18 protein-coding genes and 2 tRNA genes are annotated in these 25,553 nt (G+C 35.7%); 17 read left to right on the top strand and 3 right to left on the bottom strand.

The window, feature by feature from the left end; genetic code table 11:
• The first annotated feature begins 13 nt into the window (after positions 1-13).
• The 3 genes from IPN70_00735 to IPN70_00725 all read left to right on the top strand — a co-directional run bounded on the left by IPN70_00735 (position 14) and on the right by IPN70_00725 (position 2,742).
• Entirely contained in the window at positions 14-964 is a 951-nt protein-coding gene (locus tag IPN70_00735; protein QQS61448.1) for a GDP-mannose 4,6-dehydratase, read from the top strand.
• Positions 965-1,032: 68 nt separating this feature from the next.
• Positions 1,033-1,338 carry a hypothetical protein gene (locus tag IPN70_00730; GenBank protein QQS61447.1) on the top strand — a complete coding sequence of 102 codons (306 nt, stop codon included), beginning with the start codon at positions 1,033-1,035 and terminating at the stop codon, positions 1,336-1,338.
• Positions 1,339-1,401: 63 nt separating this feature from the next.
• Entirely contained in the window at positions 1,402-2,742 is a 1,341-nt protein-coding gene (locus IPN70_00725; GenBank protein ID QQS61446.1) for a DsbA family protein, read from the top strand.
• A 146-nt stretch (positions 2,743-2,888) separates the two neighbouring features.
• Here the strand turns inward: IPN70_00725 and IPN70_00720 are convergent.
• Together IPN70_00720 and IPN70_00715 are read right to left on the bottom strand one after the other, a co-directional pair.
• Positions 2,889-2,964 (bottom strand) — tRNA-Thr (locus tag IPN70_00720).
• Positions 2,965-3,029: 65 nt separating this feature from the next.
• Positions 3,030-3,605: a ribonuclease H-like domain-containing protein gene (locus IPN70_00715; GenBank protein ID QQS61445.1), complete on the bottom strand. Its 576-nt coding sequence runs from the start codon at positions 3,603-3,605 to the stop codon at positions 3,030-3,032.
• 82 nt (positions 3,606-3,687) lie between these two features.
• On the opposite strand from IPN70_00715, the gene IPN70_00710 reads away from it, so the two are divergent.
• The 8 genes from IPN70_00710 (at position 3,688) to IPN70_00675 (ending at position 16,866) form a co-directional block, all read left to right on the top strand.
• A complete protein-coding gene (locus IPN70_00710; protein ID QQS61444.1) occupies positions 3,688-4,305 on the top strand; it encodes a hypothetical protein in 618 nt (205 codons plus the stop codon).
• Between the two features lie 12 nt (positions 4,306-4,317).
• Positions 4,318-4,830: a YfcE family phosphodiesterase gene (locus tag IPN70_00705; protein ID QQS61443.1), complete on the top strand. Its 513-nt coding sequence runs from the start codon at positions 4,318-4,320 to the stop codon at positions 4,828-4,830.
• 75 nt (positions 4,831-4,905) lie between these two features.
• Positions 4,906-5,217, top strand: coding sequence for a hypothetical protein (locus IPN70_00700; GenBank protein QQS61442.1), 312 nt, complete (start codon positions 4,906-4,908; stop codon positions 5,215-5,217).
• 299 nt (positions 5,218-5,516) lie between these two features.
• The gene (locus tag IPN70_00695) at positions 5,517-6,509 is read left to right on the top strand and encodes a metallophosphoesterase (GenBank protein ID QQS61441.1); all 993 of its coding nucleotides are present in this window, start codon (positions 5,517-5,519) and stop codon (positions 6,507-6,509) included.
• A 343-nt stretch (positions 6,510-6,852) separates the two neighbouring features.
• Positions 6,853-14,052 carry a fibronectin type III domain-containing protein gene (locus IPN70_00690; GenBank protein ID QQS61440.1) on the top strand — a complete coding sequence of 2,400 codons (7,200 nt, stop codon included), beginning with the start codon at positions 6,853-6,855 and terminating at the stop codon, positions 14,050-14,052.
• A 496-nt stretch (positions 14,053-14,548) separates the two neighbouring features.
• Positions 14,549-15,376 (top strand): orotidine-5'-phosphate decarboxylase, encoded by an 828-nt coding sequence (gene pyrF / locus IPN70_00685; GenBank protein ID QQS61439.1) that lies wholly within the window; start codon positions 14,549-14,551, stop codon positions 15,374-15,376.
• 124 nt (positions 15,377-15,500) lie between these two features.
• The gene (locus IPN70_00680; GenBank protein QQS61438.1) at positions 15,501-16,553 is read left to right on the top strand and encodes a 23S rRNA (adenine(2503)-C(2))-methyltransferase RlmN; all 1,053 of its coding nucleotides are present in this window, start codon (positions 15,501-15,503) and stop codon (positions 16,551-16,553) included.
• The gene (locus IPN70_00675) at positions 16,543-16,866 is read left to right on the top strand and encodes an RNHCP domain-containing protein (GenBank protein ID QQS61437.1); all 324 of its coding nucleotides are present in this window, start codon (positions 16,543-16,545) and stop codon (positions 16,864-16,866) included. Before IPN70_00680 ends, IPN70_00675 begins: the two co-directional genes overlap by 11 nt.
• A 120-nt stretch (positions 16,867-16,986) precedes the next feature.
• On the opposite strand, the gene IPN70_00670 is transcribed toward IPN70_00675, so the two are convergent.
• Positions 16,987-17,592, bottom strand: a complete 606-nt coding sequence (locus tag IPN70_00670; protein QQS61436.1) for a hypothetical protein — start codon at positions 17,590-17,592, stop codon at positions 16,987-16,989.
• A 101-nt stretch (positions 17,593-17,693) separates the two neighbouring features.
• Here IPN70_00670 and IPN70_00665 point away from each other — a divergent pair, with 101 nt between their 5' ends.
• From IPN70_00665 to IPN70_00640, 6 genes are all read left to right on the top strand, one after another.
• Complete coding sequence (locus tag IPN70_00665) at positions 17,694-19,586, top strand: DUF2339 domain-containing protein (GenBank protein QQS61435.1); 1,893 nt, start codon at positions 17,694-17,696, stop codon at positions 19,584-19,586.
• Positions 19,587-19,624: 38 nt separating this feature from the next.
• Complete coding sequence (locus IPN70_00660) at positions 19,625-20,812, top strand: thrombospondin type 3 repeat-containing protein (protein ID QQS61434.1); 1,188 nt, start codon at positions 19,625-19,627, stop codon at positions 20,810-20,812.
• A 103-nt stretch (positions 20,813-20,915) separates the two neighbouring features.
• Positions 20,916-20,988: transfer RNA gene (locus IPN70_00655), tRNA-Ala, on the top strand.
• A gap of 247 nt (positions 20,989-21,235) precedes the next feature.
• Positions 21,236-22,660: a hypothetical protein gene (locus IPN70_00650; protein QQS61433.1), complete on the top strand. Its 1,425-nt coding sequence runs from the start codon at positions 21,236-21,238 to the stop codon at positions 22,658-22,660.
• A gap of 54 nt (positions 22,661-22,714) precedes the next feature.
• Positions 22,715-23,896 (top strand): glycosyltransferase family 4 protein, encoded by a 1,182-nt coding sequence (locus IPN70_00645; GenBank protein ID QQS61432.1) that lies wholly within the window; start codon positions 22,715-22,717, stop codon positions 23,894-23,896.
• Positions 23,897-23,918: 22 nt separating this feature from the next.
• Positions 23,919-25,541, top strand: coding sequence for an O-antigen ligase family protein (locus IPN70_00640; GenBank protein QQS61431.1), 1,623 nt, complete (start codon positions 23,919-23,921; stop codon positions 25,539-25,541).
• Positions 25,542-25,553 lie beyond the last annotated feature (12 nt).

The raw sequence follows: 25,553 nt of genomic DNA, 5'->3' as shown, positions 1-25,553 counted from the left end.
AAAAAAGAAATGTATGAAGGTACTTATTACTGGAGGAGCGGGATTTATTGGATCGAAGGTCGCGCAAGTTCTTCGAGACAGAGGTGACGATGTGGTTATTATTGATAATTTCAATGATTATTATGAACCAAAACTTAAAAGGGATCGTTTAACATCTCTTTTGAAAGGAAGGGAATATACTTTGTATGAAGGAGATATTCGGGATGAAAAACTTCTTGAAAAAATATTTTCTAAAGAAGGAATTGATAAGGTGGTGCATTTAGCTGCTATGGCGGGGGTGAGAAATTCTCTCAAGAATCCACTTCTCTATGAAGATGTTAATATAAAGGGAACAATGCTTCTTCTTGAAATGGGAAGAAAATATGCTGTGAAAAATTTTGTATACGCATCATCTTCTTCTGTGTATGGAAATAACACGAAAGTTCCTTTTTCAGAAACTGATTTTGTAGATCATCCTATATCTCCCTATGCTGCGACAAAAAAAGCAACAGAACTTTTGGCATATACCTATAGTCATTTATACGGAATTCCGACTACAGGACTTCGTTATTTTACTGTGTATGGACCATGGGGACGTCCAGATATGGCATTGTTCTTGTTTGTAAAAAATATTTTCGAAGGACTTCCCATCGATGTCTATAATTTCGGAAAAATGTCTCGCAATTTTACGTATGTCGATGATATTGTCTCGGGAACTATTGTTGTCTTGGATGCTAATCAAAAGTGTGAAGTTATGAATATTGGGGGAGATAAAGAAGAAACATTATTAAGATTTATAGAAACAATTGAATTAAATATAGGGAAGGAAGCTAAGAAAAATATGCTTCCTATACAGCCGGGGGACGTGCCTCAAACAGTTGCGGATATTTCAAAACTTCGTTCTCTTGGATGGTCTCCAACAACTCGAATCGAAGAGGGTATTAAAAATTTTGTATTGTGGTACAAAGAATATTATAAAGTTTGAAATTTTCCTTGCACTATTTTTTCACGAATGATATTATTATAAACCATAATTGATTATTATAAAGAAATATGGAAGAAAAAGAGAAAAATGATATGGAAAGAACGCAAAGTTTATTTTCCAAACATGGAAAGGCTGAATTTTTTGTTCTTTTGATTCTAGGTATAGTAGTGGGTGTTATAGTGAAAGAGAATATATCGAGTCGCGTTACTATGGGGTATGAGGATTATATGATCGAAAAGAATGTTCAATCATATGATTACGCAAAGATGACAAAGGAAGTTGTTGAAAAAGCTAAAGCTGAAGAGAAAGAAGCTGCAGCTAATGGAGGAGGAGAGTCTCAAGGAACGATGAATGGTGCTGCATGCGGGGCCTAAAGTAAATAATAATGTGGGAGAGAAAAACTTTAAAATGGTGCGCGCTAATTTAACGATACGAATATGTCGAAAGGATCGAAAAGAAAATACTATAAGACTGAAACGGTGAAACCACAGGAACGAGAAAAAGTTGAAACCGGGACAGAAGATGTGAAAATGAAAGAGCAAGAGAAAATTGAAACTGCAACAGAAGAAGAAAAAGATCTTTTTGAAGATGATTTTATGAAAACAAGTAAAAATGATAAGAAGTCAGAAAAAGAGCAGGAAGATTTTTTTGATGAAGAGGATAAAGAGAATGATGAAGAAATGAAAAATGACGATGAAGCCGAGAAGGAAATTGAAGAGAAAGACGAAGAGTCTCTTAACGAAGAAGAGAAAAAAGGTGGAGAAACTTCTGATAAAATGAAAACACTTATTTCCGTGTTAATTATCGTAGGAGGCCTTTTCGCAGGAAGTCTTTTTGTAGATATTGCTCAATTGGTTACAGGAAAAGGTATTTCAAGTCAGACTTTAGAATCTACTGATATATTTTCTTTAAACAATAAAACGTGGGTGAGTTTCGAAGAGCCTATAACAAAAGTCTCTGTTCTTGTGGATAAAGATTGTGAAGAATGTGATCCGAGTCAGGCACTTCTTTTCTTGAGACGCTATATTCCAACTATGCTTGCTAGTGAAGTAGATGTGACTTCAAATGAAGGAAAAAAACTCATTGAAGAGTCAAAAATTACCGCACTTCCTGCTTTCGTTTTTGATACTAGCGTGGCTAAGACCGATTTTTATTTGCAAGCGGCTCAGCTTTTTATTCCGAAAGAAGACAAATCTTCTTTCTCTCTTGATATCGCTCAATTAGGCGTTCCGGTTGGAAAATATTTGAAACTTCCTGAGGTTGGAGAAAATGATATCGTTGTTGGATCAGGTCCAGTTACTATTATTGAATTCTCAGATTTTCAATGTCCTTATTGCCAGGTGCTTCACACTTCGATGTCAAAAATCTTGAAAGAATATAACGGTAAAGTTCGACTTGTATATAAACATTTACCTCTCGACTTTCATCAGCAAGCTCAGAATGCTGCATTGGCATCAGAATGTGCTAATGAACAAGGAAAATTCTTAGTATATGCTGATTATCTTTTTGCTAATCAAAAGGATTGGGGAGAAATAGAAGGACTTGCTATTTTCAAAAGATATGCAGGTACTTTGAAATTGAATGTAGCAGATTTCAATCGATGTGTTGATGAAAATCAATATACACAAAAGATTTCTTCCAATATGAAGGAGGCGCAATCTTTTGGTATCAATGGAACTCCTGGTACTTTTATAAATGATTCTTTCTTTAATGGAGCAGTTGAATATGAAAAACTCAAAGCTACTATTGAAAAGGAACTTACTTCCGCAGGAAAATAATAAGAAATAGTATTTCTTAGAAAAAAGACACTCATAATGAGTGTCTTTTTTTTGATCTTAGAATATTTTTTTTATTTTCGTTTTTCTATTTTCAGAATAAATTATCGAGAATTTATATAAATAATTTCTCTGCGTTTGAAAATACTTGGAGCCAATGGCCGGATTTGAACCGGCGACCTACGCGTTACGAGTGCGTTGCTCTACCAACTGAGCTACATTGGCAACAGTCCTATTACCCTCCGGATAAGAGAAAAGTATACTGAGAAAAAAAGAAAAAAGCAATATTTTTAGAAGGGAAGAGTAAAGTTTACAGAAGTCTCTTCTTTCTTTTCCCAGAGGGATGTATCTACAGAAAATGAATGAGCTCCTTCTATATCACGATATTTAAGGTGTTTATTTTTTAAGGCGTATTCATAAATTTCTTTGGTGATGCGAACATCATCTTCGCAGTAGCGTCGGATTTTTTCGATTTCGCCATTTTTCCACCATTCTATAGCCTCAAGGCCATTACCACTTTTTTTCTTTCCTAATGTTGCATCAGCCACGGAATCAAGACGTACTTTCTTTCCGATAGACTTCTCTATCTCTTTGAGAATATCTAAGCTTTTTATCCTTGAAATATTTCCGGGATAATATTTATTCAGAAGGGGAAGATCAAAGTGATCACTGTTATAGCCAATAACGATATCAGCCGCCTCAAGAAGTCGCCAGAGGCCTGTAAGTTCATCCTCAAGATAACTATAGTAGGTATCAGTATGAGAATCATACGCAACAAGAAGGGAAATGTCGAGCATTCTTGGATCACTACTTCCCACATCGCGGAAAGTATTTTTGGTTTCTATATCGAGGATAATTTTTCTCATATTTTAAAATAATACTGTTGGAAAACGTTTCCTATGGTATCATGAAACAAGGGGATAATCAAAATTGAAAATATATATTTTTATGGATAAGGAAATGTTCGAGAAAACACTCATTTTCGATATGGAAATGATTCCTGTTTCGCAAGAAAAAGAGCCCCAAGTAAGAGAATTTTTTCAGGGTATAGGAAAGCATAATTCTGAAATGGAAGATGCTATTGAGTTAACTTCTGTTGACGGAGCTTTTGGAAGGATTCTTTGTATCGGATATGTATTTGGAGATCAGGAAATAAAAATTATTTTTGATGAACATATTAATGAGCGAATAGTTTTGGAGTCTTTTTGGAAATTGGTACAGGAAGCTGATCTTGTTGTGGGACATAAAATAGTAGATAGTGATCTCCTTTTTTTACATCAAAGATCTCTTGTTCATGGCGTACGCCCTTCAAAAAACTTTGATCTTTCAGGAAAAGATTCTCGAGTCTTCGATACTGCATGGGGGTGGGGGTTGGGAAAAAAATATGCTAGTCTTGAAAAAATTTCTCTCGCTCTTGATATTCCTAGTCCTAAGAAACTCATGCACGGCTCTCAAGTTCCTGAATATTATCGAAATGGTCGTGTGAATGAAATACTTACCTATTGTAAAAGTGATGTTTCAGCCACTCGAGAAATTTATAAAAAAATGTTGATGATTTTTTCTTGATAAATAAAATGTATGATAATAGCGATTATTTCAGATATTCATGATCACTTCGATTATCTTTCTTGGGCGATGAATGAAATTTCTCAGAAGGATGTAGAATATATTTTATGCCTTGGAGATATCGTGAGTCCTTTTGCTATAAAAAAACTTTCTCAGTCACCTCTTCCTGTTTTTTCTATTTTTGGAAATAATGAGGGGGATCGAGCGAGAATCATTCGAGAATCTCTTCGAGAAGGAAGCTCTGTAACTATGGCAGATGGAGAATATTCTGAATGGGAAAAAGAGGGGAAAAAATATTTTCTTTCTCACTATCCAGATATTGCAGAATACGCAGCATGCTCAGGAAAATACGAAGCGGTTTTTCATGGACATACTCATAAAAAAAGGAATGAGAAAATCTCTCACGTTCCTATTATTAATCCTGGAGAGATCTGTGGATCAGTTACAGGAATTGTTTCTTTCGCATTATTTGATACTTCTATGAAATCTGTGGAGTTTGTAGAAAAATTAAAAAATGATTTTTGAGAGCCACAACTTGATTTTTTTTACTTTTCTTCCTAGAATGCATCACCTGTTCTTTTGTCAAAAGAGGAAAATGATATGTTCTGGGTTATTCTTCATTCCTTTCTCCCGCATCCTGATAGGCTTTATCATTGGTTTTCTGAAGCTGTCGGATATGACTATTGGTTTTTTAGCTTTTTAAAGCCACGAGTCATTTCTTGGCATAGGAAATCACTTCTTTCTCTTGATAGAGATTTTGCTTTGGAAGAGGGGCAAAAGGATGTCGTTAGAAAAAGGAATGAATATCTTGCAAAAGGGGGAGATCCTTTGGATTCAGGATATCCTGAAATAATGATGTGGGATTTCCCTCCTTCTTCTCGGGAAAATAACATTCGAAGAAAAATGAAATAGATTTTTTGGAAAAATACCTTTTAAAAATTTTAGAAGGTATTTTTTATTTTTCACGAGAAGGCGGGGAATTTTCTATGGAGGAGGAATTTTTTTCAATTTTCATTTTCTTCTACAATTTTTAAATTTCTTATTGCAAATTAATAAGAGTTTCTTGATGGGATGAGATAAAGAAACTTTATAAAAGCATAAACAAAAGATTTATGCTTTAGATAGTGAATGATAAGTTAAAATTTTCTAGTATGTGAATAATTATGATAGTATGAAATAACTTATGAATATAATACAGAATCTATATGAGTATGTTTCATTTTGAGGAGATGACTTTGTCTCCAAAGAAAATTTTGGGCAATTTTCTTTCAGAGAGTGGAGACTGGGAAAAAGATCCTTCTTGTGATCGGTTTGGGGTAATATCTGATATTCATAATGATTGTTTGGCGGCTCGTACTACATTAGAACAGCGAGGAATTTTAGATTCTGATGGAGAATGGAAGAAGGGAATTTCTCGGATACATTTAGTATTTACAGGGGATAATGTAAATAAAGATTCACCTGAAAGCGAAACATTTCGTTTTCTAAAACATTTAAAGAAAACCGCACCAGAACATTGTGAAGTGACGGTGCTTGTTGGAAATCATGAGATTGATCTTCTTTTAAGGAGTGCAGATGGAGAAAAATGTCTTAAAAAAAAGGAGATAAAGTTTTTAAAAAATTGTGAAATTGTTTATAAAAAAGGATCCATTTTATTTTTGCATGGATATCCAACACGAGAACTCCTCCAGGAGCTTCTGGTTCAATATGAAGAAAATAATGGTGATGTGGCAACTTCTGATTGGGTAGTAAATCAAAGATTTTCGGAAATAGTATCCACTCTTTTAGAAGAAAGACCTTTAGGAATAGACAAAAAAGAAACACTTCATTCATGTGATTTTGGTAGCACGGAGAAACATCTGGGTGGATTGACGGAGGATCAATATTATAAAGAATATGGAGAAGAGATTTCTACTCTTTTAAAAAGGATGGGCGTTACTCTCGTGGTGCATGGACATAAAAAAAATATTTCAGGCGGACAACGAATGGAGGAATATATTCCGGGTGTTTGTATGATAGATAATGATGTTGCTCTCGCTGAAGGTTCTAATCCGCATCATAAGCATAGAATTGGACTGACTGAAATAACGACGCGTCCTGATAAGCAGATAGGAATAGGATGTCTTTATAAGAAGAATATAGATTCTCATGGGAATATAAAAATGAAATATGGAACAGTGTCGACTACAGAGGGGAATGGATGAATAGGGTTGAAAATAATAATGATGGAGAGACAAAGAATCGAGAAACTTCCTCGAATTTCCTTTCCTATTCTTTCGACCGACGAGTCTTCGAGGAGTGGAGACTCGGTCCGCCTTTGGCGGAAAACTCTCCGAATTTCCGAATAAAAAAGACACAAGAAATCAAAAGAGATCTCTTCACTTCACGAAATCGGAATTTCGTTTCAATCGAGATGACGCAGAAAAAAACATTTCAAAAAATTCCTAATACATAAAACAAAAAAAGATCCCCTCTCGTATTTGTAAATGCTTTCTTTTCTTAGTATACTTACCCAATAATACTAAACTTTAAAAAAAGAAAAAAAGAATGTTTCAAAAACATAAAAAAAGAATCTTTTTTTTCTTCGCATTCCTTACTTTAGGATTGTTTACTATACCCCAAAATTCTCATGCTTCCACTGTAACCTGGACAGGAACAACAAGCACTGCTTGGACTACAGTAACGAACTGGAATACAGGAACTGTTCCTACAAGCACAGATGATGTTGTTATAAATTACACAGGAACGAATCAACCTACACTCGATGTAAATGGTGGAACCATTACTATACAATCTCTTACTCTTGGAGGAGGAGCATCAACTTCTACTCTTACTATGAGTAATGGGTACAACGGAAATGATACAAACAAAAAATTGAATGTTACAGGAAATGTTACGATTCTCAACAATGGTTATCTTACGCATACTGCAAACTCATCTGCAGAAACGCATAGACTTTTTATGGACATAGGAGGGAATCTTGATGTTCAAACCGGAGGACAGATTAATGTAGATAGGAAAGGGTATGGAACAGGATATGGACCAGGATATTGTGGTGAAAGGGGTGCTTATGGAGGACAAAGTGAAAATGTAAGCTGTCTAACATACGGATCTATAATGAATCCTATAAATTTAGGATCTGATAGTGGAGGAGGTGCTGTTATTTTGAATATTTTTGGAGTAACTACCTTAAATGGTACTATTTCATCTAGTAGTTTTGATGCTTATAGAGGGTCTGGAGGAGGTGTAAATATTATCACTCATATTCTTAATGGATCAGGTTCAATTAAGACAACTGCAATGTCTCGTTCTGGTGGTGGACGAATTGCGGTAAAACTTACTTCCGGAAATGACTTCGGATCCGTTGTTATGCAAGCGTATGGTGCAGCTGCCGGCACCATCTACACCGAAACCGCAAGTCAGGGCACGGGAAACGGAGCAGTAACGATTGATAATAACAATCAAACTTCTTCCGTTTTCACTGCTATCCCCTCCACTCAAACATGGACCATTAAAAATCTAGTCGTAAAAAATAGAGGAAAAATCAGCGTTCCTACCGGGACCACTCTCATACTTGATAATCCCGATTCTGTAACCGGACTTTCTGGAGTCTCCGCAATAGAAAGTGGTATCGCTCTTCGAGGAGGAATTTTTGATCTTCCTCAGGGGTCTCTTACTATTGAAAACTGGGCGCTTATTGCAGATCTTCCTCATACGCTCAATGGAGATATTACGGTAAAATCCGGAGGGTATATGACGCATAGCGCTAACACGAATACGGAAGCATACAAAATGAACCTTACAATTAATGGTAATCTCGATGTTCAAACCGGAGGACAGATTAATGTAGATAGGAAAGGGTATGGAACAGGATATGGACCAGGATATTGTGGTGAAAGGGGTGCTTATGGAGGACAAAGTGAAAATGTAAGCTGTCTAACATACGGATCTATAATGAATCCTATAAATTTAGGATCTGATAGTGGAGGAGGTGCTGTTATTTTGAATATTTTTGGAGTAACTACCTTAAATGGTACTATTTCATCTAGTAGTTTTGATGCTTATAGAGGGTCTGGAGGAGGTGTAAATATTATCACTCATATTCTTAATGGATCAGGTTCAATTAAGACAACTGCAATGTCTCGTTCTGGTGGTGGACGAATTGCGGTAAAACTTACTTCCGGAAATGACTTCGGATCCGTTGTTATGCAAGCGTATGGTGCAGCTGCCGGCACCATCTACACCGAAACCGCAAGTCAGGGCACGGGAAACGGAGCAGTAACGATTGATAATAACAATCAAACTTCTTCCGTTTTCACTGCTATCCCCTCCACTCAAACATGGACCATTAAAAATCTAGTCGTAAAAAATAGAGGAAAAATCAGCGTTCCTACCGGGACCACTCTCATACTTGATAATCCCGATTCTGTAACCGGACTTTCTGGAGTCTCCGCAATAGAAAGTGGTATCGCTCTTCGAGGAGGAATTTTTGATCTTCCTCAGGGGTCTCTTACTATTGAAAACTGGGCGCTTATTGCAGATCTTCCTCATACGCTCAATGGAGATATTACGGTAAAATCCGGAGGGTATATGACGCATAGCGCTAACACGAATACGGAAGCATACAAAATGAACCTTACAATTAATGGTAATCTCGATGTTCAAACCGGAGGACAGATTAATGTGGATGGGAAGGGATATGGAATTGGATCTGGACCAGGATATTGTACAAGTACTGGTTCTTATGGGGGTCAGTCAACTTCTTCTTGTTCCACATACGGATCTATATTGAATCCTATAAATTTAGGATCTGGAAGCCATAATCCTCCTGCTGGTGGTGGTGGAGGCGCTATCATTTTGAATGTTAGTGGGAATTCTTTAATAAATGGTTTAGTTTCTTCAAATGGAGAGCCTGTAAATAATAACGGAGGATCCGGTGGAAGTGTAAATATTAATACTAGTTTATTTGTTGGTTCTGGAGCAGTGAGATCAAATGGAAATAGACTTAGTGGAGGTGGTCGCATCGCCGTAAAACTCACCTCTGGAAATGATTTCGGATCCGTCACGATGCAAGCCTACGGAGGTTCTAGTGGAGCAGCAGCCGGAACCATCTACACCCAAACCGCCTCCCAAGGCTCCAACAATGGAACCCTCACCATAGACAACAATAATCAAACAGCTACCGTCCAAACCCTCATCCCCCAAGACAACTTCACCAACAACTCCCTCTCCCTTGGAAACATCATTGTAAAAAACAAAGGACTTCTTGCCATTCCTACAGGAACCACTCTTAACACTACAGGAGACATAACCATAGGAACTCTTAACTCTTCTACTGACACCTCACACATAGTAGCCAATGGAACAGGAACTCTCATTTCTACCAATCTCACTATTCATGGAGTAAGTGGTACAGGAGCATCCATAAACACCAACACGAAAGGTTACACTCCTACTCTTGGAACAGGAGCAGGAACAACAGGCTCTCTTGGATATGGATCAGGAGGAACATATGGAGGAAGAGGAGGAAATAGTAGTGATGGAGCAACTTCCCCTAACACCTATGGAAATGACTTTGTTCCCGAAGATCTTGGAAGTGGAGGAGGAAAGTCTACAGGAGGAACAGGAGGAGGAGATATACGAATCAGAACGAATAACAATCTCAACCTCTATGGAACCATATCCAGTAACGGTAGCGCTGGACTCACCAATGGTGGAGGAGGATCAGGAGGATCTATAAACATACTCTATGCAAAAAACTTCACCATAAACGGTGGAAAGCTTCAAGCCAATGGTGGGGCGGGACAAGGTGGTGGAGGAGGAGGGGGAGGAGGAAGAATCGCCTATGCCTATGAAAACAAAACATTTACCAATCAAACGATTCAAACACTCGGAGGAACAAAAGGAGCTACCGCACCTGCAACTGATGGAAGCGCAGGTTCACTTAAATCTGGATACCTTGCTGGTTCTCTTATCTCTTCAGCATTTGATTCCAGTAGTGATGCTAATGTCATGGGAACAATAGAATGGAAAGAAAATGAAATACTCCCAACAGGTTCTTCAGTAACTCTTTCTCTCAAAACTGCAGGAACGAAAGGAAATCTTTCTTCTTCCCCCTGGATACAAATAGCACAATCTACTCCCTCTTCTCTTACTACACATTGTACAAAAAACAATACAACGGTAAGTTGCACAGCCAGTGCTATCCCTCAAGATATGAAAGATATCTTTGAAGATCGCTTCTTTCAATACAAAGTAGATCTTTCTTCTCCTGACCTTCTTTCTCAACCTCAAGTCGATGATGTAAAAGTAGGCTATGTTGTGAATGCTTTCCCTATGATTCAAAATGTAACCACTACTCCCAATACTGATAAAACAGTAACTATCACGTACGAAACAAAAGATGAAGATACCAATACCGGAACCAATACTCCAGGAATAGTTACTCCGAGCTTTGAATACTACAATGGAAGTAGTTGGATCAATATCGCTTCCAATACTCTAGCTCCCGAAGATATACAAAACAAAACAGTGAATCAAGATACGTACACAACACACAGTGCTACCTGGACTCCTTCTCTCGTAAGTGAATCTTTCTATCTTACCAATGCAAAAATCCGTGTAACCGTAAGTGACAATGAAGGAGCGAATAATATCGCACGAGCTGAATCAAATACCTTTACCCTCGATACAAAAACTCCCACCAATCCCTCCCTCCTTGTTGATGCTTCCACTCAAGACCTCACCATTCCCTCCACCACATCTGTTCTTACTCTTGGAGTCAGTGATGACTCTCCAACACAGATGAAGATTTCTCTTGACGAAAACCTTACCAACTCTCCTTGGGAACCTTTTAATGCAACGGTAACAATAAAACTCGAAACTGATCCCGACATTGTCTATACTCGCTTCAAAGATCAATACGGGAATGAAACACAAACCATACACACAACTACTCCAGAAACTCCTACACGAGTCATTTCTCAAGATACGAGTAATATGCTTCTTACCCCTCCAGAATACCGAGCCTTCGTAGGATTCAAAACAATAGAAGAACCTCCAACAGGATTCGGAAACTACAAACTCTATAGAAGTGATGACGCTACTACCTATACGCTTCAAAATATCATAACCTCAAGAACAACAAACTTCCTTACTGATGCTACCCCACAACCAGACATTCTCTACACCTACAAAGCAAAGACAACAGACACACCAGGAAATGTTTCTTTCTTCTCACAAACCGTTACGATGAAAGCAAATGGTATTCAAGACTTCGGAGAAGGTGGAGGAGGATCAGATCAAACCCCTCCTGTTCTACAAAACGTAACCGTAGAATCTAAAGACACCACAACCGTAACTATCACATGGGAAACAGATGAACTCTCTGACTCTCGTGTAGAATATGCAACCACTCCCAACACCTATACCAAACAAACAGGAGTCTCTACCTATGCTGACACCCAAGCACAATCAGGACTTCATAGAGTCACTCTTACCAACCTCACACCAAACACTCCCTACTTCTTTAGAGTTGCCTCTACTGATCCTCAAGGCAATACCGGAGTCAATGACAATAATGGCAATGGATATGAAGTCACAACGAATCCTGGACCTTCTATCAGTGGTGTAGCGGTATCAAGTGCTTCTAACACACAAGCAACCATATTCTGGAATACGAATGTCCCTGCAGACTCTGTACTCCATTACAGTGAAAACAAGAATGGATCTCTTATCGATCCTATCACTCTCTCCGGATCAAGTGTTCTTACAAAAAATCATCAAGTAACCTTAGATGCTCTTACTCAAGGAACCACCTACTATTTCTACGTTACCTCCACCGACTCACAAGGAAACATTGCCAATGACAATAATGGAGGAAACTATTTTCAATTCTCTACAACACTCGACGAAACACCTCCTACCATAACGAATCTTCAAACATCTCTTATCTCAAATGACAAAGCAGTTATTACAGCAAACACAGATGAAGAAGCATCCTTCCTCCTTCAGTACAGAAAAAAAGGAAGCCTTACCTTCACACAAACAGAACAAGGAACAACATACGATAGATCTCACTACAGGGTACTCGATACTCTTACTCCTGATACAGAGTATGAATATCAAGTGAGTGTTAAAGATATCAATCAAAACGAATCACAGAGTGATATACAAACAATGAAAACAACCTTAGATCCAGAATACAATCATGCACCTCTTTCAAAGATTCATACTATCAGTGATCCTCCTAAAGTACTCACTGATCAAAAAGCAGTCATAACCTTCCAGACGGATCAAGCAGCAAACTGCATCCTTGAATATGGAACCCAATCAAGAAACTACCAAGAAGTTCCTCAAACAGAAGCGACAGGAATCTATGACACACTCCATTCCCTGCATCTTGGAGGACTCATCTTTAACACAACCTACTTCTACAAACTTCTTTGTGAAGATAATCTTGGAACCCTCATAGAGAGTGAAGAAAAAAGCTTCACAACAAAACTCAAACAAGTAGACAGTGGAAGTGAACAAGCAGAATCTACTCCTCCCTCTATCTCAGGAGTCAAAGTCAAAGACATTACAGGAGAGAGTGCAGTCGTCAGTTGGGAGACGGATGAAGTGGGGAATAGTTTGGTGAGTTATGGGAGTGTAAAAGAGTATGGAAATATGGCGGGAGATGATTTGGTAAATAAAAATCCTACTAAATTTTCCACAGCGCATAGCGTAACCCTACGAGGTCTCATCCCATCTACAAAATACTATTATTCTGCACTTTCCTACGACACCGCCGGAAACATAGGCACCTCCTCCCAACAAACCTTCCAAACGCAATCTCCTTCTTCCATCTCTTCCATTAAAGCTTCTTCCAAACAAATAGGGGAAACAACTATCACATGGAAAACTTCCACTCCCACTACCTCTATTGTTGAATATGGAAACACAGAAAACTATGGACAAACAAGAAAAAGTGAAGAACTCAAAAAAGATCATGAAATTATCATAAACAATCTTTTAGAAAACTCTACCTACCACTTCCGAGTAAAAGGAGAAGATGAATCAAAAAATCTCTTCTCTTCTTCCGACTCTACCTTTGAACCAAAGTCTCCACCACAAATCAAAGAAATCAAGATAGAAGTTCTTTCAGACAGAGAAGCAAAAGTAAACTTCCTTACTGATACTCTTACCGACTCTCTTGTAACCTACAAAAACAAAAACAAAGAAGAAGATCAAAAGAGTGAAGGAAATCCCTCCCTCCTCCAAACTCACTCCCTCACCCTCAAAGAACTCACTCCTGGAGAAAACTACGTTCTTACTGTACGAGTCAGAGATGATATGGGAAATGAAACTCTCTCTGATGAGATAGAATTCACTATGCAAAAAGATGAAACTTCTCCTACAGTAGAAAGAGTCTCTACCGACTCCGCTCTTTCACAAAACGGAAAAGTACAAATGATTATTAACTGGCAAACAGATGAAGATGCTTCTTCCTCCCTCATCTACAAAGAAGGAAGAGCAGGAGAAGAAAAAACAGTGAATGTAAGTTCTTCCCCAACAAAGAATCACATCATTGTACTCACCTCTTGGAAACCAGGAACTCTCTACTCTTACAAAGTCATAGTAAAAGATCTGAGTGGGAATGAAACCATAACCAAAGACTACATCACCCTTACACCACAAACAAAAGAATCTGTTGTAGAACTCATCATAAAGAACTTCAAAGAAATCTTTGCTTGGACGGGAGGGTAGGAGGGGAGAGAATGAATCCTTTCTCTCTTGTTTCCCTTGTGAAGGTGGGGGTTTGTAAATAAGTCCATTTTTTAAAACACTTTATTTTCTTTTATAAGAATTGTGTTATATACTCGATTTGCAGGAAAGAGGGTTCATTTAACCGTTCTAAAAAGCTTCAAATGAAGCAAAGGAGAATATCGTGGATACATATTATTGGTATTGGAATCCAACAATCATAACTTCCTTAATGTTCTACACTACCATGAGTTTTGTGGCTAATATGGTAGTGCATACACCTTCTCTCATTAATAAAACTTATTAGACATAACGGTGTTATCTTAGCTTTCTTATTTTTTAGCGGTGTTTCTTAAAAAGAAATGTCGCTGTTTTTTTGATTTTTCTTTTTCTTTCTGATAGGATTTCTTGGATATGAAATGCAAGACATTTTATAGGGTACTTTTTTAAGAATAACTTTCAGTGGAGAGAAAAATGAATCGTAATTTTCGCGAAATAAATGTTGGAAGCTCAATGGTTTCAAGGTAAATTCATTTGCGTGGAGCTTGATGGCGATTTGTACCGGATTCCTCGTTGTGTGAAAGATAGATATCAAGAGTTTCAGCCATTTTTCGTTACGAATGTTGTAGAAGCATTTAATCGAAAAATCATACAAGCAACGAAAGACCTTGTGTGCGCATATAAACTCGATGTTATTTTCTATCAAATATGGGGAGTTCAGGGTATTGAAGCACTTCTTCAAACGGTGAGAAATATTCATTCTTTGGCCCCAAACGTTCCAATTATTTTGGATGCTCGTCTAAATAACTCTCCTAGAGCAGTTACTAACTTCGGACATTATGCATTTGATGTTTTGGGAGTGGATGCTATCACTGTGAATCCTTACTTGGGAATGAAATCTCTCAATGCAATCCTTGAAAGAAGAGAAAAAGGAATAATGGTTCTCTGTCGAACTTCTCATTCTGGATCGGATGAATTTCAGGGGAGAGCTCTTGCTGGAGGAGAACCTCTCTATGCTTATGTAGCTCGTCAAGTTGTTGAAAAATGGAATATTTATGGGAATTGCTCTATTTTTGTAGAAGGGGGATTTCCAGAGGAGGTTTTCCAACTGCGAAAAATTATAGAAGAAATGCCGATGTTTCTTTCTAAGGTAACTCTTAGTAGAGAGAATAATCCTATTATTTCAGCCGGGAGAGACGATCGCGGTCTGGGTATAGTAGTAACCTCTCTCGAAGAGGCACCTTTTGCTTCTAAATGCAATAATTTCGATAAGATTGCTCGGTATGAATTGGAGAAATTTCGTACTTTTATGGAAAGTTACGAATAAATCCAAGTCATCGTTTTTTTAAAAAGAGTTGATTTTTTTTCAGCTCTTTTTTCTTTGAAAAGAATAAAGACTTTATTTTTTTCTTAATCTGTGGCATTTTGGTTGAAGAATAGAAAATATTTTTATGGAAAACAGGATTCAATTACTAGAAAAAATTTGGCCCGAGAAAAAGTCTTTTCGAGAAAAGCAATTTTTTGAAGCTTTATTTTCACAGAATTTGAAAAATTTTGATGAAATAACCGTTTTCCCTAAAGATATTCGAATATTGATGCAAGAAAAGTTAACTTGGTTATTGTGGGATACTAATAAGATATTTTCAGGAGAAAGGGGTGATACACATAAAGCAATCCTTTCTTCTATCTTTGACGGAGCAAAAATAGAAACGGTTTTGATGAAAAATGCTCGAGGTCATTGGACTATATGTGTTTCTTCTCAAGTTGGTTGTGCTATGAAATGCTCATTCTGCGCTACTGGTTCCATGGGATTTATTCGAAACTTAAATGAAGATGAGATCGTTGATCAATATCGTTTTTGGAAAAAATATTGTGATGAAAAAAAATTGGAAGGAAAGATAACAAATATTGTTTTTATGGGCATGGGTGAGCCTCTTGCTAATTATAAATCGGTAAAACGTTCGATCGATATGTTTCTTTCTTATGCAGATATTGGAGCTACAAGAATTACTGTTTCTACTGTAGGACTCTTGCCTATGCTTGAAAAAATTCTTACAGATAAAACGTGGCCAAATGTTCGTCTTGCGGTTTCTCTGCATAGTGCGGATGAGAAAATGAGAAATTTACTCATGCCTTCTTCTTATGAGGGATTTTTGAAAAAACTTTCTCTGTGGGCAAAACGATATTTCGAAGTATATGATCAAAGAAGACGACATTTAACATTTGAATATGTTCTTCTTGGGGGAGTAAATGATACAGAAATATATGCTGAAAAACTTCTACATTTTTCTAGAAAGTTAGGGAAAGTTCGAGTTAATCTTATTCCTTACAATGCTACTGACACTAATTTTCAGCCTAGTCAAAGAATTGAGAATTTTCGTGAATATCTAAGACAAAGAGGTGTTGTGGCTACTGTTCGAAAATCGATGGGCCAAGATATAGCGGCAGCGTGTGGACAGCTTGTGGTAAATAAAAAGAAGAATGATGACCTTTATGGAAAGTAAAAAATTTAAACGAAATAAGGAAGATTTTACTTGTAAACATTGTGGATTCTTTGTTCGTGGGAATGGGTACACGAATCATTGTTCAAAATGTTTGTGGGGATGTCATGTGGACATATATCCAGGCGATCGTCTGGAATCATGTGAAGGAATGATGGAGCCTGTGGATATTTTTCAGAAAAAAGGAGAAAATTTCGTTATACACCGTTGTATTCTGTGTGAGTACCAATCACGAAATAAACTTTCCGAGGATGATGATATGGATTGCGTTATCGCTCTTATGAAAAAAAATATTGAACGACTTTTCCGAAAATAAAAACAGAAAAAAGTCTGGGAATGAAAAATTAAAAAAAGAGGGGATGAATGCTCTAAATTGATAATAACTCCTTTTTGTAAAAGGAGTGTTTTTGTAAAGTTACAATAGAAATATAACTTTTTAAAAAGAAAGCCACTCAAAAACATTAAGGATAGTTATTTTTGGGTATATTTCAGAAAAACCAAACATTTGTTGGAGAGCTGTTTCTATATTTTGTTCGAGTGTTTCATAACGCATTTCGCATTTCGTATCTTTGTTTAGAGTATGTGGTCTGGCTTCTCGAGGAGCATCGGCGAGACAAGAGTCTTGTTTATCAAGAAGGAACGCTATGTATATAGCACAAGCATCTTCATCAAGAGGTTCATTTCCTTGATAGGTTTGAGCTATATATTTCGCTTTTCCTCCGGAAGATAAATCATTTCGAATCATAAGAAGAAGTTTTTCTCTTTCAATGAGGGACTCGTGCACAAGAAGCGTTTCGCAAGCATTGTCTAATGGAATAGGTGGTATTTGATTTTCATTTATGTTATTAGAAAGATTTTCTTTTGGTTCAGGAATGATTTCATTTTCTTTTTCCTGACTCATTTGTTTTGAATTATCTTCAGAGGTTAGAGAATTTTTGGTTGATTCATCGCGGACGCTGTAATAATACATAATCCCAGAAAATGCTGTAAATAGGAAAAATACAGTAATGGAAATGATAAATATTTTTTTTGAAGAAAGCATAATTTTATAAATATTTAAAGAATAAAAAAGTTATTCACGTATAGTTATTTTCTTTATTTTAGTATATCATAAAATTGTATTTTATATTTAAATAATAGTGTATGTCATTCATTATTCTCATAGTTCTTGTTGGGATAGTACTCTTCCTTGCTTTTATCAATAAAACGAATAAACGTTTGAATACAATAGAGCAGATATTGAAGTCTCAAGAATTTTCTACGAAAGAGCTATTGAAAAATGATCCTTTTGTGGAAATAAAAAACGAAACATCTCTCTCTGAAGAGAAAAAAATAGAGCCTGTCTTAAATGAAAGCGTTGAAGTGCTTTCGGATTCCTCTCACGTGAATAACCAAAAAATACAATATGGTTTTCTGGAGAATCAGTTTTCACAAGGAAACTGGCTTATAAAAATTGGAGTAAGTCTTCTCGTACTTTCGATTATTTGGCTGGTTACCTATGCATTTGTGAATGCTTGGATAGGGCCTGTTGGGAGAGTTTTTCTTGGAGTGATGTTTGGCTTCGCACTTATTCTTTTCGGAACTTATCGTCTTCAAAAAGTTTTGAAACAAGGTGTTGCTTTTCTTTTGGGGGGTGCGATTTCTTTTTATATTTCTATTTTCTCTGGAATGGCTTTATATGAATTTTATGGATCGATCACAGCTTTGTTGGTAATGTTTTTGGTAGTTATCTATATTTCATCTCTTTCTGCTGTTTTTAAGATAAAAGAATTAGCGATATCCGCTTCTATACTTGGTTTTATTGCACCTGCTTTTGTCTATAATTATATTGATTTAGAGGTGCTTTTTGTTTATTTCTTTTTTCTTTCATTGGGAACGATTTGGCTTGATTTTATTTTGAAATGGAGAATGATGATAGTAATTTCGATTATAGGGGTTTTATTATATTCCGGTATCGCATCTTTTGAGATCGAACCCTCATTACCAAATTTTATTTTTGTAATATTGCTTTTGGTAACATTCTTTGTTTCAAATCTTTCTTCCATTATCAAAACGGAGAAAATAGAAATAAGTGATTATGTTGTAGCATTTCTTACGGGTATTGCTTTCTTTTTTTGGATGCAATTGGTAGTTCCAGAAGATTTTGTAGGACTTGCTTATATATTAGGAGCTTTTATATATGTCATAACTTCTTACGGGGTCTATCGTTTGACACACATAGCAGTTCCCACATTTATGTACGGAGCTATTTCTTTGGCGCTTTTGATAGGAGCGACAGGTGAATTTCTTTCAGGGTCGATGTTTACTTTGGTACTTGCTTTTGAATTGGTAGGTTTAACAATTGTTAGCGCTATGGTTTTTGGTGAAAAAATTGATAAAAAACTTATTGTTATCCCTACGATTCTTCTTATGTGGCCCGTAGCACTATCTTTTCAAGAAGATGCTTATAAAATTTCTCGGTATATAGAATGCCGTTATTACGATCAACGGATGGATGAATGGGAACTTTCTAGGAATTCAATCGATTTGTATGATGACGGTTACGGCTATAAAGAAATCGCACCAACCATTCCTTCTTACTGCAAAGAATTTCCCACAAAATCAATGTTCGTATTTGGTTTGTTTGCGATGCTATTTGCTTCAGTAGCGGTAACATTTTATCGATCTTTTTCTTGGGAGAATAAAGAATCAAGGATTTTGGTATTGATTCATGCGAGTATGTTTGTTTTTTACACGATGTTTTTTATATGGTTCTCGCTTCATATAATTATTCCGAATTATCATTTCGCCAGCATGGCATCACTTATTCTTTTTGCTGTGATTGGTGGTATTCTCTATGGAGCAGTAGAATCTAATGATAAAAAATATATAGCTAAGTTTGGAATGGCTATTATTATTGGAGTTTTATTGAGATTTTTTGTTATTGAATTTTGGGAAATGGAAATGGTCGCACGAATTATCACTTCATTTATTATAGGATTGATTCTTATCGGAGCTTCTATGCACAAATCAAAGAAAAAAGATTTGAGCGTATAATTTTTTCAAAATAAAGTAATATTCTTTACTATAAAAATATGAAATTTTCTCAAGGTTTTGCGATGAAGAATTGGAGTTTTTTACTTTTGTTTTTTGTTTTTTCGGGGGGAGGATTTTCATATAGTGTTCGTGCTGAAGATGCTAAAGAATCTGATAAGGAGACGATTTCGGCATTTCGTTCGATGTATATTATTCCATCGATCAATATTTCAGTTCCTACTATAGTGCAAGTCCCTGTGGAAGTAGATACGCAGGCATCTAGAGAGATTGCTGTTTTTTCTTTGGATGCTAATAAAGAAATGATTCGAGAAGGATCGTCTCTGTTTACACGTATAAATGAAAATAAAAAAGGATTTGAGGTTCAAAAAGATGGAATATCAAAATCTTATTTGAGTGATAATCGTTATGATAGATATGAAGAGTTTCCTATAGACGGGGATGGGGAAATAGCTCAGAGTAAGGTGGCGATACAATTTTTGGAGCCGACTCTTATAAGTTCATTTGCCTTACACTTAGATCGCTACGTGGCTTTGCCTGAAACGATTAAGATAACAGCTCAAATAAATGGAGAAGAAAAAATTATAGTAGCAGAGAAAAAATTAGAATCTCGAATAACACCATTTCCACCGACAAAAGCGCAGACATTCTTTATTACTATGAGACACGCACAACCTCTTCGCCTTACAGAAATCAATCCTTATTTTGAGGAGGTCCAAATAATACAAAAAGAAAATGTTCGATTTCTTGCTCAACCTAATCGAGAATATCGTATTTTTGTGGACGCAGATAGAAATATAGCGCCTTATACAAAAGAAATGCCTTTTTTGAAGGGGAATGACTTTTTGTCACTCAATACTATTGGAGTGAAATCAAAGAATATCTTATATGAAAAAGCTGATTTTGATCGTGATGGTATTGAAGATGAGAAAGATAATTGTGTGAATGTTTCAAATGCAGACCAAAAAGATGTGAATAATAATTATTTGGGAGATGCTTGTGAAGATTTCGATAAAGACGGTGTCATAAATGCTGAAGATAATTGTCGAGATATTCCCAATCGTGCTCAAGTAGATTCGGATAGGGATACTATTGGTGATGAATGTGATAGCCTTGAAAATAGATTTTTGGAGCGGAATGTTTGGATATTACCTGCCTCGATTCTTCTTGTGGGTATTATAATAATAGCTCTTATTTTGAATATTGTACGACGTGAGAAAAAAATTTAATACTTATATTTTTTCAATATAGCTTGTAAAGAATGAGAGCTCTTGATATTGTGAGAAAAACAGTATATATTTTTAGTTGTAAAGAAGATAGTATATATGTTTTGGGCCCGTAGCTCATCTGGTAGAGCGCCTCGTTTGCACCGAGGAGGTGGGGGGTTCGAGTCCTCTCGGGTCCACAGTTTCGGTTTCATTTTTACTTGAAGCCAAAAAAGAAGGAAATAGAACTATATTTTAAAATCAAAGACTTTAGATAGGTTCTTAGAAAGGTTAGAGATAAACAATAGGATATTTTCAGTTACTATTTTTTGTATTTTGAAAAACTTTTGTAAAACTTTGTTACCGAAGAGTATTTCTTTGTGATTGAATGAATATTTGAAAATATTGAGAGAATACCGAGAAAGGAAAAATTTCAGAAAGAAATGTATGAAAAATTTTGGAGAGAAAAAAGAGACTCCTGGATTCGATGATGTTATCGATATTCCTTTGGAGATATTTCCATCAAAACCAAAAAATCTTAAAAAGGGAAAAAAAAAGAACAATATTATATTATTTTTTATTATCCTCTTTTTGTTTTTGGGTATTTTTTTTGTTTTTTTTCGACCTTTTTTGATTGAGAAATTTTCTCACGATGATGAATTGGTAGATGATTCAGATGTTCGTTGGCGAAAAATTGAAATTTCAAAAGAAGAAAATGCTTATTATCAACTTCTTGAATTAGAAGAATCTTTTTCACTTACAACCGAAGAAAAAGATGTTATTAAAAAAATGATCAAAGGTGCTGTAGTCGAGGAGTCTTTTATTAAAGAATTATCAATTAAATACGAACATGCTCTAAATCTTTTTTCACAAGCTTCTGAAAAATTAAAATATCAAAATCCTCGATTTTTCAATCCAGATAGTATCACTATGGAAGATTTTGATTTTTCTTCTCTAGCAGTAGCGTGGGAATATGTAGCTCAATTACAAACACTTCGTGCTTTTGTGCTTATGCAAGAAAAGAAATATGACGAGGCTATAGAAGAAACAATGAAATCAATTCGTATTGCTCAATTGATTGAAGAGTCTCAATGTACGACGATAGAATATTTATCCGCACGTGCAATGAAGGAAGTGGGTATGAATGCTGCTCGAAAAATATTTATTCTCGCTGGACCTGTGGATATTGAATGGGAACAATATCTCGAAGAGATACATCGTTATTCTCGTAATGAAATAGCAATTATTTCAGCTTTTAAATCAGAATATCATGGGCAAGCTTTGGCGATAGCCACGCTTTCTGAGGGAAATCCAGGAATGATCTCGTCAATTTTTCAAAAAGAAGCTGAATATCAAGAAGATTTTTCTGAAAAATTAAAAAATACCTATCATTTTAAACCGAATAAAACGAGAAACATTTTCGCTCAGAATACAAGAATTTTTATACGCGAAGTTGATGCTCTTTGTGTAGAATCTAATTTTTTTGACAAATCAAAATCACCAGCAGAACAAATACAGTTATATTTTGAAGAAAATAGTATTGGAAAAAAACTTGTTTATACCTACGGAATAGATCCTTTTGATCTTATGGAAAAACGATGTGAGGAAGATGTTTTTGTAGGAGCTTCTGAAATAACTTTGGCTTTAAAATATTTCTATCATCAAAAGGGTTACTATCCTGAAACATTAAAGGAATTAGTTCCTCAATATTTGCCCGAAATTTCCAAAGATCCTTTTGATGGAAATGATTTAAAATACAATAAAGAAAGAAAAATACTTTATTCTGTGGGTTATGATGGAGCTGATTCTAAAGGAGAGGGTTTTGAGGGTGACTGGAATTCTCCTGATATTATATTTTCAGTTAATTGGTAATATTCTTTAGATATTTTCGTTGTGATGTAGACGGAAATGGAGTATACTAAAAATATGTATAGAATAGGAATCAATGCTTCATTTCTTCGTAAGCCGTATACTGGAATAGGTCAGGTAACGGTGAATGTTTTGCGTGAAATTTCAAAAAGAGATTTCTATATTTTTGCCCATAATAAAAGAGTTGACGCAAAGGACGTTTCTTTTTTTCTTTATTTGGAAAAAGATGAAGCTACAGGTGTTTCAAAAAGTTTTCTAAAAAGAGTCCCTGAGGTAGTGTATAAGAGAGATGATCTTATAAGAAAATGGCTTTTTGAAAAATGGGCCATTCCTAAACAAGCAAAAAAAGACACTCTGGATGCTTTTATAAGTTTATATCAAAGTGCAACGACATTTTCTTCTTTTTCTCGGATTTCTCATGCTATGGTGGTGCATGACATTATTCCAGAGGTTGTGGATGGATATACGAATAATATGAGAAAGCGTTTTTCGTGGAAAAGTGTAAAATCTGGTATCAAAAAATCTGATCGTATTCTGTCAGTTTCGAAGCATACAGAAAAAGATCTTATCCAAAAATTAAATATAGCTCCGGATAAAATTTCTTTAGCATTGATCGCTGTAAACCCTTTATTCTCTGAGCCGGTAACAAAAGAAAAGGCTTCTCTTGTGAGAAATCATTACGCACTCCCAAAGCAATATTTTTTCTATTCTGGAGGTTTCGAGGTCCGAAAAAATGTCGAATCGGTTATTCGAGCATATAAATTATTAGCAGATGATGATGGTGATCGAAGAAGCATTCCTCATCTTGTCTTATCCGGAACTCTTCTTCCTCATTTAGCACCACTCATTGTAGATGTGGAAACTCTTGTTCGAGAATTAGGCTTAAGAGATCGTGTAAAAATCCTTGGAAATGTACCTCAAAATGATATAAGCGCACTTTATAGTGAATCAATGTGTTTCATTTTTCCTTCTTTGTATGAGGGATTTGGAATGCCGGTCTTAGAGGCTATGTATGCAGGAACACCTGTTATTACTACCAAAAAAACCTCTCTTGGTGAGGTTGCGGGGGACGCTGCTCGATATTGCGATGGAAGTATTAATGGTATCGCCGATGCAATGCGAGAAATAATGAAAGATGAGAATCTTCGAAAAGAATTACGTCGGCGGGGAATTTTGAGATCCCAACTTTTTTCTTGGGAACGCTTTGTTGATATATTATTTGCGAATGTGAAGGTCTAGTGTCTAAGTATATTTGTGAAATATGATATTTTTTTTGAAAACAGGAAAAATACTTTCTATTTTTCTTACACTAGGAATAGGCCTTTTTCTTGGAGGAATCTCTTTTCTTGAGATATCTTTTCCTTTTTGGTTGAGTGTTCTTTTTTTCTTTATTTTTTTCCTATTTTCTTTATTCTTTTTTAAACAAGCACTTTCAATTTTTGTAGTGTCGAGTGTTTTTGAAATAATAAATTTTCTTCCTGAATCCGTATCATTTTCTTTGCGTCCTTATCAATTTTTTGCATTGTCTTTATTTTTTTCTTCATGTATTCGTTTTTTCATTTTTGAACGAAAAAATATACAATTGAAATTTCAAAATTTATTTCCTCATTTAAAATGTAAGAAAATAAATACAATACCGTTTCATTTTAGATTTATTGATGGGGGAGTTCTCCTTTTGGGGATAGGAAGCTTACTTTCTTCTTTTTTTTCTCCGTTTTTTCAAGAAAGTTTTCGACTCAGTATTATTATGCTTTCTTTTCTTTTTATGTATGGAATAATTCGTTGGAATTTTCGTACGAAGAAAGATGTTTTCTCTCTTTTTCCTTGGATTATTTTTGATTTTTTCTTGTTGGCCTGTTGGGGAATATTTCAAAATATAGCATTTCTTCAGCATTGGACATTTCCATCCGAAAGTATGCCAGGACGTCCTAATGGATTCTTTTCTGAACCAGATTGGTTTGGATTGGGAATGGCATTAGCATTGATTTTACTTGTGCACACCTTTCTTTTTTTTCGAGAAAAGTATCAAAAAAAATTATTTTTTATAATTATAGGAATTGCTTTGTTATTTGTTTGTGTTGCACTTATTATTAGCGTTTCGCGAAGCGCTTGGCTAGCTTCCTCCTTTGGCTTGATAATTCTATTTATTTTTTCATTTTTGGAATACGGGATGAAAAGTATGCAGAAAATAGGCTTTCTCCTCCTTTTTTTTCTTGTGGCAATCCTTTATGTACGTATAATTCCCCTTACTCATTTCGAACTTCAAAATCGTTTTCAATCAAGCATTTCTGGCCTTCAAGAAATAACTATTTCATGTCAGAAAGAAATGATTTTTTCAGAAAATTTAACATATTCTTTGGAAGAATTAAGTAAAATGGGTTGTTATCACATTAATTTAGAAGAAAGAGAAAAAGAAGAGTCTCTAGGAAAATTCGTTACTCGCGTTTTTAGAAATGATCCAAATGTCTCTGAACGAAAAAACGTATGGATGAAGTCTTTTCAAGCTCTTCGTGAATACGGTTTTTTTGGTGTGGGTTGGGGTTCGATGGAATTTCTTTTTGGATATGACGGGAGAGGAGAAATACTTAATGCAAGTAATATCTTCTTAAATATTGCTATAGGATCAGGATTATTGGGTGTAATAGGTTTATTTTTTATTTTTGGTGATATAGTGCGGAGTATTTTTCAAAGTATTTTTTCGAGAAAACGATCAACGAGAATTATTGGATACGGAATTTTTTCTACTTTTTGTGTAGTGGGAATATTTAACTTCTTTAATTCTGCAGAATTTTTGGGTATGCTTTGGATGTGGTTGGGTTTGGTAGTGCCTCTTTTGTATGAAAAGTCTTCTCAATCCGATGATCCCAGAAAGAAAGTAAATTAAAATTTTACATTA

Source organism: Candidatus Moraniibacteriota bacterium, from assembly GCA_016699795.1.
Lineage (GTDB): Bacteria > Patescibacteriota > Minisyncoccia > Moranbacterales.
Note: the sequence above shows the minus strand (reverse complement) of the source record. Positions and strands in the feature narration are given on the sequence as shown.